This window comes from Bradyrhizobium sp. USDA 3315 (assembly GCF_054056795.1).
Genome location: NZ_JBSRYP010000001.1, coordinates 8763403 through 8777529 on the forward strand (window position 1 = coordinate 8763403; position 14127 = coordinate 8777529).

Consider the following 14127-nt stretch of genomic DNA (forward strand, 5'->3'; position numbering starts at 1 on the left):
CCGGGACAGGCTTTCGCCGCAGGAGGCTATAGCACGGAGGGTCACCACGTATAGCGCATAACGCCCTTGCCGGCGTAAGACTGTGTCACGTTGGAGAATTCGCCTTCGAAAGTCGCGGCAGCCGACCAACCGTTGCGCCACTTCAGCTCGGCGGAGGCCGTGGTCAGCGCCGAGTCGCTGGCCTGCGCCGCGCCGTTGACCACGAAGGCCGCGCCGGGCAGCGTCTGGAACACCGCACCAACGGCGCGGTCCGGATTGAAGTCATGCGCCCAGGCAACGCGGCCGCGCAGCGTGAAGATGCCGCCGTCAACCGCGAACGACTTGTCGGCGCGCAGGCCGAGCTCGCTCCTGACGTCGGTGACGCTCTTCGCTGCATAATTCAGCGCGAAGGCGCCGCCGCCGGAGGCCACGCTTTCCGCATAGGCCGGCAGCTCGAAGCTCGTGAACTGCGCCGCGGCGTAAGGCGTCAGCCCGATCCACGGCGTGGCAGTGCGATAGCCGCCCTCGAGCCGGCCAGACCAGGCATTGGCATTGAAGTTGGCGCGCAGGTGATCGGCGCCGGCCGCGGTGACGATGCGATCGGTGGTGACATCCTGCCAGCCATAGGCGAGCGCCGCGCTTAAGTACGCGGCGCCGACGCTGTGGCGAACGAATGCGCCGGCCTGGAACAGATCGGAGCGACCCCAGCCGAGACCGTTGACGCTGAAGCTGGTGGCGCCGCCGGCGAGCGCAAAGCCGGCAATGGTGTTCGGCGAGAAGCGGTAGTCGGCGCCAACCGCGGTGCCATAGAGGCTGCTGCTGGTGTTGTTCGAGCCCAGCACCGCATTGCCGCTGGTGGTCTGCGAGCCGCCATAGCCCGCCGCCCATACGCTCCAGCGCTGCTCGAAATCGACCAGCCGCGGCGGCGCCTTGGTGTAGATCGCGGCCAGCGCATCGCGCGGCTCGCTCTGGCGCGCCGCATAGGCGAGCGGCATGCTCTTCTCGGCGAACGGCGTCGCCCCCGCGCCGCCGCCAAACCCACCATCGCGCCCGGCGACGAACGGATCGGTCAGCAGACCGAGGAACAGGCCCATCGCGTTGAACGTCGCCTGCTGCGAACCGGTCGCGCCCTCGCCCGAGGCCTGCGTCAAGCCGGCCGGCGACAGCCCGGCGAACACCGCGTTGATACCGCCATTGGCGTTGAAGAAGTTCTGCAGTGTGGCGGCGACGTTCTGCTGATTGACGTTCAGCTTCGACTTCGCGCCGTAATCGAGCGTGAAGTTCAGATAGGTGTTGCTCGCGTCATAGCCGAGCGTCGCGACGAGGTTCGACGGCAGCCCGGTTGAATCGATACCGGCGAACGTGCCGTTGCGGCCGCCGGCCGCCGACAGGATGGTGTATTGCTTGGCAATCGTACTGCCGGCGGCGACGCTGACGCCGACCGATCCGGCCAGCGTCGCACTGCCGCTCACCTTGGCCAAGGTGGACGCCGTCGAATTGAGCCCGACGAGGTACAGTGCCCCCGACTGGAAGGCGAGGTTGCCCGCCACGTTCAGGGATGTGCCTGGTGTCGCGTTGCCGGGCATCAGGATGCCGCCGCTTGCAATCGTCGTGTTGCCGACGGTGCCGATGCCGGAGAGCGCGCCGCCGGCATTCACCGTGGTGAGGCTCGACGAGGCGATCGAGCCGTCGACCTGCAGAATGCCGCCATTGACGACGGTGGTGCCGGTGTAGGTATTGGTGCCCGACAGGGTCAGCGTGCCGCTGCCGGTCTTTTCAAAATTCGCCGGACCGGTGCGACCGCCGCCGAAACAGCCACAGATATGGAATGGGTTCAACGGATCGAAGTCGGCAAGCACGCCGCTGAGCGTCGTCGAGAGATTATTGCTGCCAACGGCGAGGGTGTTGCCTGAGCCGATATAATAGAAGCCGGAGCCTGCGATCGAACCCGCGGTGATGCGTCCGTCGCCGTTCAGCCCCGTGCTGAGCGAGAAATCGACCAGTCCGGTGCCGTTGGTGATGAACTGTGCGTTGCCGCCGGTCGCGTTGTTGAAGAACTTAATGGTACTGCCGGCTTCAGTGGTAATGGTGGCGTCGCCCGCGGTAGCGAACGCCGTGAAGATGTGTTGGCTGCCGGCCTGGTTGTCGATAATCGCATTGCCCGCGGTGGCATAGGCATCGAACTGGAGAACGCCGCCTGCCCGATTGACGATCGTCGCGTTGGCCGCGGTCGGCGCCTCCACCGGGTTGATACCGACAGATCCGAAATAGAGCACGCCGCTGTTGTCGAAACTGGCGTTCGCCGCCGTGCTGTTCTGGAAAAAGGCGACCTGACCGCCCGCGAGCGTAACGATGGTTGCCGAAGCCGCAGATGAGGACTCGAAAAACTGCGTCGAGCCGCCATTGGTGCCGTTGGTGATGGTGGCCTGCCCTGCATTGGTGTGGCCCAGAAACACCGCGGCGCCGCCGTTGGAGTTGTCGATCACGGCCTTGGCGGCCGTGCTGGTGTCGGAGCCGCCGGGAGGACCAAACGCGTCGCCGAACACCACAGTGCCGCCGTTGGTGTTGGTGAACCTGGCGTTGCCGGCAGAACTGGTGTCGCGGAACACTGTGAGCGCACCATTGGTGTTGCTCACGGTGGCATTGCCAGCGGTGCTGCTGTCGCGAAACTCCGTGATGCCGAAATTCTGGTTGACGATCGTCGCCGTCGACGCCGTGGCGGAATTGTAGAACGTCGTGGTGGCGATCCCGTTGAAGCCGTCGTTGACGATCTTGGTGATGCCCGCGGTGTTGGCATTCACGATGTCGAACTTGCCGTCGACGGCGACCTCGCCGACGATCGAAGCGGTGTGGCTGGCGTCGCCGAGTTGCAATGTCGCGCAATCGCAGATCGTGGTGCCGCCGGTGTAGGTGTTGGTGCCGAGCAGCACCACGCGGCCGAGGCCGCCTGAATTATCCAGCACGGTCAGCTTGCCGGGGCCGTTGCCGTCGGCGATGTTGCCGGCGATCGTGAGCGTGACGCCATTGGCATCGATCGCGCTGCCGATGGCCGACGTATTGATCTTGAAGTTGTTGGCGAAGGTCAGGTTGCTGAGGCCGTCGGCCTGAAACGAGGCATTGTCGAGCGTGACGGTGCCTGACCCGACAGAACTGTTGTTGCTGACGACAACGGTCGTATCGACCACCAGCGTGCCGCCGGAATAGGTGTTGGCGCCGGAGAGCTGCACATTGGAGAATCCGGACGCGGACGAGTCGATCAGGCGCAGAACCCCGGCGCCGACGCCGTCGGCGATCACGCCCTGGAGATTGACCTGGGCGCCGTTCGCATCGACCGTGCCGCCGGCCGCATTGACCGCGATGTTGTTGGCGAAGGCGACGCTCGAGACCGTCGGCGACTGCATCTGGAACGTGCCGCCATTGAGCGTGATGGTGCCGGTGCCGACCGAATCCGCATTCGTCACCTGCACGGTTCCGGCGGAGATCAGCGTGCCGCCGGAATAGGCATTGGTGCCCGCGAGCACCAGCGTGCTGTTGCCGAGCTGCTGCACCATCGCCGGACCGCCAATGCCGTCGGTGAGGTTGGCGTTGATCGTGATGATCTGGCCGTTGTTGGCGTGGTTGATCAGGCCGCCGGTCGGCCCGGACAGGCTGAAGCCAACCGGGTTGCCATTGATCGTGTAGGATTGCGAATTGGCGGTGAAGCTCCAGGACCCCGGCAGCATCAAGCCGGGCCCGATGGTGACCGTCGCCGATCCCGATGAATCGAAAATGGCTGACTGGTTCGGGAGGATCGGCGGCGCGCCGGCCGACGTGGTCGACCAGTTGGTCGGGAGTTCGTAGACATCGGTGCTCGTCGAGCTGCCCGTGCCGCCCCAGGTGTAGCTTTGCGCTTGTGCCGAGCCGGTCGGCAACGCGATTGCGCTGGTCAGGGCGCAGAGTGCCAAGGCCATCGCAGCGCGAGACGACCGACCGCCTGACAGGAAAAAGAACGAACCAAAATGCACGTACCCGCCCCCCAAACGCTCTGCGGCGCTCTTGGGGCTAGGGTTAGCACGCGGCGAAGTGTGAGGTTGCCGATCGTTTCCGAAATCCGGTGATTCAGCGATCCGAGATCAAAGATTTCGGCCCGACTGTTGTACCCGCGCAACGCTAGTTGAAGCCGGCTTCGCAACCGACGCACGATTTCGTCCGGACGCTCAGGCGTTCGGCGACGGCTCGCTGGCCACGGTCAGCAGCTGCGACCGTCGGACGCGCTCGCGATGCGCGGTGTAGAGGCCTGAGGCGACGATGAAGCCGGCGCCGAGAATGGTCCAACGGTCGGGCACTTCGCCGAAGATCATGAAGCCGAGGATGCTGACCCACAGCAGCTGCGTGTAGGAGAACGGCGCGAGCACCGAGGCATCGCCATAGCGGAACGCCAGCACCACGATCCACTGTCCGACGGTGGACGCAACGCCGATCAGGATGCCGAACATGATGTCGTGCCAGCTCGGCGTGACCCAGACGAACGGCACCAGCGCGCTGACGATGGCGACGCCGACGATCGACGAATAGGTCATCACGGTGATCGGGCGCTCGCTGCCGCTCATCATGCGCGTCAGGATCAACGTGGCCGCCCACGCCAGCGCCGAGACGATCGGAAAGATCGCGGCGGGATGGAAGGCACTGGTGCCCGGCCGTAGGATGATGAACACGCCGGCGAGGCCGACCGCGGTCGCGATCCAGCGTCGCATGCCGACCCTCTCACCGAGGAAAGCGATCGACAGCGCGGTGACGAACAGCGGCGAGACGAAGCTGGTGGCGGAGGCTTCGGCGATCGGCAGGAAGCCGAGCCCCGTGATGAAGATCAGCGAGGAGCCGAGCAGCGCGGCGCCGCGCAGGACGTGCAGGCCGGGACGGCTGCTGCGCAGCGCGAACAGCGGCGAGCCTGGCAGCATCGCCGGCGTCATGATCATCGCAAACACCAGGAAGCGGATCCAGGCGATCTCGATCGAGGGCAGCGTGGAGGAGAGATATTTTGCCGTGACGTCGGAGGTGCCCAGGAACACGGTCGACAGCAGGATCAGCGCGATGCCCTTGAACGGCCGGTCGGTGCGGGCGGGCGCCTTGCTTGTCGCAGCGGGCGCGGTCTTTGCGGGCAATGAAAGGGGAACGCTGTCCAGCCTTGCGGCCACGGCGGCGGGGGGCGGTGTCACGGCAATCTCGAAGCAAAATAAGGGGAATCTGCTCCTCTTACAAAACGCCAATTCCGCCGCGAGAACAATGCCCGAAAACGGGACTCCGATATGCACCAGCGCGCGCGACCGCCCGCCGCAGGCCGTGTGCCGCCGCAACTGCAACAGTTTGTTAAGAACTGTGTGGAGCGGAACAGCGTGAATCCCGCGAATTGCGGGGCCAAGCCACGAAACTTTCCAGTTCAGAGCATCGGCAGCGAGCGCGGCTTCGGCCCGCGCGGGAACGCGGCATCGAGCGCGGCGAGTTCGTCGCCGCTGAGCTTCAGAGTTCCCGCCACCGCATTCTCCGCCGCGTGTTCCGCGTTCGACGCCTTCGGAATCGCGAGCACCGACGGCAGTCGCGTGAGGAAGCTCAGCGCCACCTGGCGCGGCGTTGCCTTGTGCGCCTGCGCAATCGATTGCAGCACCATGCCGGCCCTGCTCGACGGCGAGGGAAAATCATTGTGACCGAACGGCGAGTAGGCGACGACGGCGACGCCGTGCTGCTCGCACCAGGGAATCACGGCGTGCTCGATGGCGCGCTCCTGCAGATGGTAGAGCACCTGGTTGCACGCGATCTTGCCTTCACCCGCGACATCGAGCAGTTCGTCGAGATCCTCGGTGTCGAAATTGCTGACGCCCCAGGACCGGATCTTGCCCGCGGCGATCAATTCGTCGAACGCCGCGACCGTCTCGGCAAGCGGAGTGGTTCCGCGCCAGTGCAGCAGATAGCAATCGAGGCGATCGGTCTTCAGCCGCTTCAGCGAGCGCTCGCAGGCGGTGATGGTGCCGCGCCGCGAGGCGTTGCTCGGCAAGACCTTCGAGACCAGGAACAGCTCGTCGCGCCGGCCGGACATCGCATCCGCGATCACGAGCTCGGCGTCGCCATACATCTCGGCGGTGTCGATATGCGTCATGCCGGCATCGATACCGCGCTTCAGCGCAGCGACGGCCGCCTTGCGATCACCGCGATCGAGATACCAGGTGCCCTGCCCGATCACCGAGACCTGCGGGCCGTTTCTGCCGAATTTTTTTGTCTGCACGATCGCCTCGTTCTGCGTAGTTCCCTTGTGGCTCCGCGCAGGACGATAAAGCATACCGACGACCATGTCTCCACATCGTCATCCGGGCGATGTCTCCACATCGTCGTCCCGGCGAAGGCCGGGACCCATACTCCGCAGCAGTCGTTGTCGGCGGGACTCGTCATTCCACCCGTTGTGCAACAACAGATATTCGTGGTTATGGGTCCCGGCCTTCGCCGGGACGACAGCTGTATTGTGACGCGCGCTCTCGCGTCGCTCGACGCGCATCAAACGTTGAGGTTCATCCACACCGCCTTCGGCTCGGTAAAATTGTCAAGCGCGGCGGTGCCGTGCTCGCGGCCGAGGCCGGAATCGCGCTCGCCGCCCCACGGCAACCGCACATCGGTGTAGCCATAGGTGTTGATCCACACCGTGCCGGCGCGGGCCTTTTTGGCGAAGCGCTGCACGCGGCCCATATCCGCGCTCCAGACGCCGGCAGCGAGGCTGTAGGCGGTGCCGTTGGCGATGCGCAGCGCATCGGCCTCGTCCTTGAACTTGATCACGCTGACGACGGGGCCAAAGATCTCCTCCTGCGAGATGCGCATCTCGTGCGCGACATTGGCGAACACCGCGGGGCTGATGAAATAGCCCCGGTCACCGACCCGCGCACCGCCGGTGGCCAGTACCGCGCCCTCATGCTTGCCGATCTCGACATAATCGCGGATCGAGCGCATCTGCTTCTCGGAGATGACGGGCCCGAGCGCGGTGGCGCGATCGGCGGGATCGCCGATCCGCAACGCCTCGGCGCGGGCGACCAGACGCTCGACCACCTCGTCATAGGCGTTCTCCTGCACCAGCACGCGCGAGCCGGCCGAGCAGACCTGCCCGGCGTTGAAGAAGATGCCGGCAGCCGCGGCCTTGGCAGCGGCTTCGAGATTGGCATCGTCGAAGATCACATTGGCGGACTTGCCGCCGAGCTCGAGCGAGACCCGTTTGAAGTTGCCGGCGGCGCCCTTCATGATGCCGCGGCCGACGCCGGGCGAGCCGGTGAACGTCACCTTGTCGACATCGGGATGATTGACCAGCGCGTCGCCCACGACGCGGCCGGGCCCGGTCACAATGTTCAGCACACCCTTCGGCAAACCGGCCTCGAGCGCGAGCTCGCCGATGCGCAGCGCCGACAACGAGGTCAGCTCGGCCGGCTTCATCACCACCGTGCAGCCGCAGGCGAGAGCCGGCGCGAGCTTCCACATGCCGATCATCAGCGGGAAATTCCACGGCACGATCGCGGCGACCACGCCGACCGGCTCGCGCACCGTATAGGTCAGCGCGTCGTCGCGCGCCGAGACCACATCGCCGCTGATCTTGTCGGCCCAGCCGGCGTAATAGGTCAGCGTGTCGATGGCGGCGGGAAAATCCTGGCGCAGCACACCCGCAATCGGCTTGCCGGCATCGAGGCTTTCGAGCGCGACAATCTCGTCGGCATGCTGCTTCAGCAGCTCAGCCCATCGGAGCAGGATGTGGCCACGTTCGGCCGCGCGCATGGTGCGCCACTGCCCCTCGAAGGCGCGGCGGGCAGCCGCCACGGCACGGTCGACATCGGCCTCATTGCCTTCGGCAATCGTAGCGATCACCTGCTCGGTGGCGGGATTGAGCGACTTGAAGGTATTTCCGGACAACGAACGGACGCGGGCGCCATCGATCAGCAGCAGTTCGTCCCTGATGGTCGGGGCGCGGCGGGCGTCACGCTCATAGTCATATGCAACGGACATCATATTTCCTCCTGGTGTTGTCACTCAACCTAGGAGGCTCTGATCAGCAGTAAATATGATATCTTGTGCCTATTGGCATGCCAAGATATGAAGTAAACTTCATAAATGGTGACCACGATGCTGCAGATCGAGATCGAGACCGTCTGGCGCTTTCGGAAAGAGGACAGCCCGCAGACCGCGGTCGTGATGCTCGGCATCCTCAACGAGATCCGGAAGACCGGAAAGATCACCAGCGCCGCCAGCGATGCGCAGCTGTCCTATCGCCATGTCTGGAACCTGATCGAGCAATGGACCGAGTTCTTCGGCGTGCCGCTGGTTGAAACCCACCGCGGCAAGGGCTCGAAGCTGACGCCATTCGGCGAGAAGCTGGTGTGGGCCGGCGAGCGCATGCAGGCGCGGCTCGGGCTGCAGCTCGAGAACCTCGCGCAGGAACTGGTCACCGAGATCAAGCCATTTCTCGAGCAGCGACCGTCGGTGATCCGGGTCCATGCCAGCCACGGCTTTGCGGTATCCAAGCTGCGCGAATTCCTTGACCGCGCGGGCGGCGTCGGCGTCGATCTGCGCTATGTCAGCAACCAGAACTCGCTGGTCTCGCTGGCGCAGGGCGCCTGCGATCTCTCCGGCGTGCACCTGCCGCGCGGCGAATTGCGGGCGCAGGGCATCAAGGCCTGCCGCGAATGGCTCGATCCGCGCGAGGACCGCGTCATCAATTTCGTGACCCGCGAGATGGGCCTGATGGTCAAGCGCGGCAACCCGCTGAAGATCACGACGCTGAAGGACCTCGTCGAGCGCAAGGCCCGTTTCGTCAACCGCGACCACGATTCCGGCACGCGGCTGCTATTCGATCAATTGCTGAGGCTGCATAAGATCCCGGAAGGGCGGATCAACGGCGCCCAGCATATGGAATTCACCCATGCGGCGGTCGCCGCCTATGTCGCGAGCGGCATGGCGGATGCGAGTTTTGGCGTCGAGGCCGCGGCGCGGCAGTTCGGGCTCGATTTCATCCGCTTGCTCACGGAAGATTATTTCTTCGTGTGCAAGCGCGCCTTCCTCGAGACCGAGCCGATGCAGCGCGTGCTCGACATCATGAAGAGCAGCGAGTTCCACAAGGCGGTAGGCGCCCTTCCCGGTTATGTCGCCTCCAACACCGGCGCCGTCAGCGGGGTGAAGGAGTTTCTCGAGAAGCTGCATTCCGACCGCTGATCAGCCACGCCCGGCGGCGGCCAACCGCGCGTCACGAGGCCAGTTCCCGAGCCGGCATCTTGGGCTCGCCTCGAAAATCGTCGATCCTTCGAGACGCGTACAGGTGCGATGACGAGGATAGATGGACAGGGAAATATCTAGCCGAGCCCGCTTATGTCGGCGACCAGCACCGAGCCAGTCACCGATTCCGTGATGTAGAGGCGGTCGCGGTCGGCGCCGCCGATGGCGACATTGGTGCAGCTCGGCCCGGCGCAGGACTTGATCCGCGCGATACACTCGCCGTTCGGCGCAAACACGAAGACATGGCCGAGCGAGGCGTGCGCGACGAACAGCCGACCGGCGGCGTCCATCGTCATGCCGTCGGGTCCGCTCGGGCCGAACAGCGAGCAGAAGCGGCCGACCTTGGAGACGCTGCCGTCCTTCATGAACGGCGCGCGCCAGACCGCATTGTCGCGCGTCATGGCGACGAACAGCACCGCCTCGTGCGGATCGAGCACCAAGCCGTTCGGGCTGATGCCGGTGTCGATCAGACAGTCGAGCGCTCCGTTCACCCGCAGCCGATAGACGCGGCCGGTCGGATCGTGCAGCCCGGTCTGGCCCTGATCGGTGAAATAGATGTCGCCGTTCGATGCGATGTGCAGGTCGTTGCAGCCGCGGAACGATTCCGAATTGCGCGAGCGCAGCAGCGGCGTGACCTCGCCGGACCTGGCGTCGAGCTCCATCAACCCGTGCCGATAATCGGCGATCAGGATGCGGCCCATCGCATCGATCTTCAGCCCGTTCGGCCAGCCGTCATACTCGGCAACCTGCGACCATGACTTGTCCGGCGCGATCCTGAAGATGCGGCCGAACGGAATGTCGACGATGTAGAGATTGCCGTCGGCATCGAACGACGGTCCCTCGATGAAGCAGTCGGTCACCGCGCCCGGGCGGTTGGCGTCGGCCCATTCGCTCGCCACCCTGCGGCGGAATTCCGCCGGCACGGCGGAGAAGATTTCAGTCGCGATCAGTTTCGGCGGCGTTTCCAGGAACATCATTGTTGGTTCACCCGTTGGCGGAACGGGGCGAACCATAGAGAAGATTGCTGGCGCCGTCGAATACCCCAAAGCCCACCACGTCATTGCGAGCGAAGCGAAGCAATCCATACCTCCATGCGTGGCAAGATGGATTGCTTCGTCACTTCGTTCCTCGCAATGACGGTTGGACAGCCGTCCTGTGCTTACGACGTTTTCCTATTCGGCCGGCTGCGCCGCGCCATAGGCTTCCGAGATCATGTAGCCGGACAGCGTGCCGTAGGCCGCGGTCCATGCGGCGGCGACGTCAGGCGTCCAGGCTTCGCCGAGCCCCTTCTCCAGCGTCCACAACAACGCGCCGCCGACCACCGGATAATGCTCGGGCTTGGCGCCGTAGCTGACATGCCGCTTGGCCAGCGCACTCGCGGCCGGCAGGATCATGTCGAGATTGCTCAGCCCATTCACGACGACGGCAAGCGTCGTCATCAATTTCTTGCGCTGCTCCTTCATGTCGACCGGAAACATCGCCTTCACGGCGGGCGCGACTTCGAACAAGCGGTCGTAGAAAATGACCGCGGCCTGCTCCGAGATCGGCGCGACCTTGCCAAAGCTGTCCTGAACCAGCTTGATTTGAGCCGGATTCATCTCAATTCTCCTCGGTCATGAAATGAGTTCTGCAACGATTTTTCAAAACGCGAGCATTGGTAACCGAAGCCGGCGCTTCGGTTCAAAGCGGAAACGCTTGCCGTCGACGTGATCATCACGCCGCCTCGACGAAGCTGTGGCGCTCATAGAGGAATTCGAGCACGCGCTGCCGGCACTTCAGGTAGCCCTGGTTGGTCGCGAGCTCGAGCCGCTTGCGCGGCCGCGCCAACGGCACCTCGAGCACCTCGCCGATCCGCGCGCTCGGACCGTTGGTCATCATCACGATGCGGTCCGACAGCAGCACCGCCTCGTCGACGTCGTGGGTGATCATCAGGATGGTGTTGCCGAGCTTCTGGTGCAACGCCATCACCGAATCCTGCAGGTGCGCCCGGGTCAGCGCGTCAAGCGCGCCGAACGGTTCGTCCAGCAGCAGCACCTTTGGCTCCATCGCGAGCGCACGCGCGATGCCGACGCGCTGCTTCATGCCGCCCGAGATCTCGCTCGGCCGCTTGTCCTTGGCATGCGCCATCTGCACGAGGCTGAGATTGTGCATCACCCAGGCGTCGCGCTCGGCCTTGCTCTTGGTCCTTGCAAACACCTTGTCGACGCCGAGCTTGACGTTCTCGTAGACGGTGAGCCACGGCAGCAGGCTGTGGTTCTGGAACACCACGGCCCGATCCGGTCCCGGCGAATTGACCTCGCGGTTCTCCAGCAGCACGCCGCCATTGGTGGCGCCGGTGAGGCCGGCGACGATGTTGAGCAGTGTCGACTTGCCGCAACCGGAGTGACCGATGATCGAGACGTATTTGCCCTTCTCGATCGTCAGGTTGATGTCCTTCAGCACCTCCGTGGTGGCGTTGCCGCGGGTGAAGGTCTTGTCGATGTGATCGAGCTTCAGATAGGCCTGCATGACGTCCTCCTCAGTTCGCCGCCGTGCCGCGGGTCACCACTTTGCCGAGGCCCGCAATGAGCCGGTCGAGCACGAAGCCGATGATGCCGACATAGAACAGCGCCAGGATAATTTCGCTGATATGCGAGGAATTCCACGCATCCCAGATGAAGAAGCCGATGCCGACGCCGCCGATCAGCATTTCCGCGGCGACGATCGCGAGCCAGGACAGGCCGATGCCGATGCGCAGGCCGGTGAACATGTAGGGCGCGGCCGCCGGGATCATGATCTTGGTGAAGAACTCCAGCGGATTGAGCTGCACGACCGCCGCGACGTTGCGGTAGTCCTGCGGGATGTTGCGGATGCCGACCGCGGTGTTGATGATGATCGGCCACACCGAGGTGATGAAGATCACGAAGATCGCCGAGGGCTGGCCATCGCGGAATGCGGCCAGCGACAGCGGCAGCCAGGCGAGCGGCGGGATGGTACGCAGCACCTGGAACAGCGGATCGAGCCCGCGCATCGCCCAGACCGACTGTCCGACCAGCGTGCCGAGCGCGATGCCCGCAATCGCCGCCAGCGAATAGCCGTAGGCGACGCGCTGCAGGCTGGCGGAGAGATGCCAGAACAGGCCCTTGTCGATGCCGCCATTGTCGAAGAACGGATCGAGGATCAGCTCCTTGGTATCTTTGAACACTTTCGACGGCGGCGGCAGGCTGGAGCCGGCGCGCCGGCAGATCAGCTCCCACACCACCAGCAGCAGCGCGACCACGATCAGCGGCGGCACCACGCGCGCCGCGGTCTCCTTCGCCATCCTGGCGTAGGTCTCGGCGCGCGGCGCGCGCTTCGGCGTCATGGTCACGACCGGCGCCGCGGCAGCGGCCGGCGGGATCGCGACCGCCGACACTTCGGTCTTCATGGCAGGCATCGACATTGAACGAAAATCTCCATGGTCAAAAAAAGGAGAGCCGCACTGCTCGCGCGGCTCGCTCAAATCAGACGTCAACACGCTTGATGGACAACGACTTCAGATAGGCCGCGGGATCGGCGGGATCGAACACCTTGCCGTCGAAGAAGGTCTCCTTGCCGCGCGAGGTCGAGGCCGGAATGTCGGACACGCCAAGCTCCTTGGCGGCCTCTTTCCAGAGATCCTCGCGGTTCACCTTGGCGATCAGCGCCTTGGTGTCGAAGCCTGCCTCGTACTTGCCCCAACGGATGTCTTCCGTGAGGAACCAGAGGTCGTGGCTCTGATAGGGATAGGAGGCGTTGTCGCTCCAGAACCGCATCTGCTGCGGCGAATTCTCGACCACGCGGCCGGTGCCGTAGTCGAACTTGCCCTTCATGCGGTCGGTGATGTCCTCGACCGGGCAGTTGATCCACTGCCGCTTGGCGCAGATCGCCGCGGTCTCCGCGCGGTTCTCCGCCTTCTCGCACCACTGCTGGGCTTCCATGACAGCCATCAACAGCGCCTTCGCGGCCTTCGGATTCTTGTCGACCCAGGCGGCGCGCAGGCCGAACGATTTCTCCGGATGCTTGTCCCAGAGCTCGCCGGTCGTGATCGCGGTATAGCCGATCTCCTGATGTATCAGTTGCAGATTCCACGGCTCGCAGACGCAGAAGCAGTCCATCGTGCCGACCTTCATGTTGGCCACCATCTGCGGCGGCGGCACCACGATGGTCTCGATGTCCTTGTCGGGATCGATGCCGCCGGCGGCGAGCCAGTAGCGGATCCACAGATCATGCGTGCCGCCCGGGAAAGTCATCGCGGCCTTCACCGCCTTGCCGGAGGCCTTCTTCTTCTCCAGCGCCGCCTTGAACGGCGCGGTGTCGATGCCGACCTTGAGATCGGCATATTCCTTGGCGACCGAGATGCACTGGCCGTTCAAATTGAGCCGCGCCATGATGTACATCGGCGTCGGCTGATTGTTCTGCGTTACCTTGCCGGCCGAGATCAGATACGGCATCGGGGTCAGGATATGCGCGCCGTCGATGCCGTTGCCCTCGGAGCCGAGCACGAGGTTGTCGCGCGTGGTGCCCCACGAGGCCTGTTTCTGCACCTCGACATCGGGCATGCCGTATTTGGCGAAGATGCCCTTCTCCTTGGCGACGAACAGCGGCGAGGCATCGGTCAGCGCAATGAAGCCGAGCTTGGCAGCCTTCACTTCCGGACCGGCGCCCTGCGCGAATGCACCTGCGGGAAAGTTGAGCTTGGCCGCGGCGAGCAGCGCGGCGGCGCCGCTGCTTGCCTTGAGTAGCTGACGGCGGCTGAGGCCGCGGCTTGGCGGCTTGTCGGTGGGCTTGGTCATCGGTCGTCCTTTGCGTCGTTGCGTTGCGGTGTTGCGTCAGTGCGTCGAGCGCCGCCCTCCGGATGGCGACGCGCGCAGGGCGCAA

The 14127-nt window shown here is 64.6% G+C and carries 10 protein-coding genes; 1 reads left to right on the top strand and 9 read right to left on the bottom strand.

Annotated features, from left to right (window positions below):
• Nucleotides 1-41 precede the first annotated feature (41 nt).
• The 4 genes from ACVIYL_RS40990 to ACVIYL_RS41005 all read right to left on the bottom strand — a co-directional run bounded on the left by ACVIYL_RS40990 (nt 42) and on the right by ACVIYL_RS41005 (nt 7986).
• Complete coding sequence (locus tag ACVIYL_RS40990; RefSeq protein WP_456781266.1) at nt 42-3929, bottom strand: autotransporter domain-containing protein; 3888 nt, start codon at nt 3927-3929, stop codon at nt 42-44.
• A gap of 246 nt (nt 3930-4175) precedes the next feature.
• Nucleotides 4176-5120 (bottom strand): DMT family transporter, encoded by a 945-nt coding sequence (locus ACVIYL_RS40995; RefSeq protein ID WP_253590479.1) that lies wholly within the window; start codon nt 5118-5120, stop codon nt 4176-4178.
• Nucleotides 5121-5395: 275 nt separating this feature from the next.
• The gene (locus ACVIYL_RS41000; protein ID WP_456781267.1) at nt 5396-6235 is read right to left on the bottom strand and encodes an aldo/keto reductase; all 840 of its coding nucleotides are present in this window, start codon (nt 6233-6235) and stop codon (nt 5396-5398) included.
• 266 nt (nt 6236-6501) lie between these two features.
• Entirely contained in the window at nt 6502-7986 is a 1485-nt protein-coding gene (locus tag ACVIYL_RS41005) for an aldehyde dehydrogenase family protein (RefSeq protein ID WP_456781268.1), read from the bottom strand.
• Between the two features lie 117 nt (nt 7987-8103).
• Here ACVIYL_RS41005 and ACVIYL_RS41010 point away from each other — a divergent pair, with 117 nt between their 5' ends.
• Complete coding sequence (locus ACVIYL_RS41010; protein WP_057017575.1) at nt 8104-9189, top strand: substrate-binding domain-containing protein; 1086 nt, start codon at nt 8104-8106, stop codon at nt 9187-9189.
• Nucleotides 9190-9326: 137 nt separating this feature from the next.
• On the opposite strand, the gene ACVIYL_RS41015 is transcribed toward ACVIYL_RS41010, so the two are convergent.
• The 5 genes from ACVIYL_RS41015 to ACVIYL_RS41035 form a co-directional block, all read right to left on the bottom strand.
• Entirely contained in the window at nt 9327-10226 is a 900-nt protein-coding gene (locus ACVIYL_RS41015) for an SMP-30/gluconolactonase/LRE family protein (RefSeq protein WP_229190784.1), read from the bottom strand.
• Nucleotides 10227-10421: 195 nt separating this feature from the next.
• Nucleotides 10422-10847, bottom strand: coding sequence for a globin family protein (locus ACVIYL_RS41020; RefSeq protein ID WP_456781269.1), 426 nt, complete (start codon nt 10845-10847; stop codon nt 10422-10424).
• A 115-nt stretch (nt 10848-10962) separates the two neighbouring features.
• Nucleotides 10963-11757, bottom strand: coding sequence for an ABC transporter ATP-binding protein (locus ACVIYL_RS41025; protein WP_456781270.1), 795 nt, complete (start codon nt 11755-11757; stop codon nt 10963-10965).
• 10 nt (nt 11758-11767) lie between these two features.
• The gene (ntrB, locus tag ACVIYL_RS41030; RefSeq protein WP_076827017.1) at nt 11768-12670 is read right to left on the bottom strand and encodes a nitrate ABC transporter permease; all 903 of its coding nucleotides are present in this window, start codon (nt 12668-12670) and stop codon (nt 11768-11770) included.
• 61 nt (nt 12671-12731) lie between these two features.
• Nucleotides 12732-14042: a CmpA/NrtA family ABC transporter substrate-binding protein gene (locus ACVIYL_RS41035; protein WP_456781271.1), complete on the bottom strand. Its 1311-nt coding sequence runs from the start codon at nt 14040-14042 to the stop codon at nt 12732-12734.
• Nucleotides 14043-14127 lie beyond the last annotated feature (85 nt).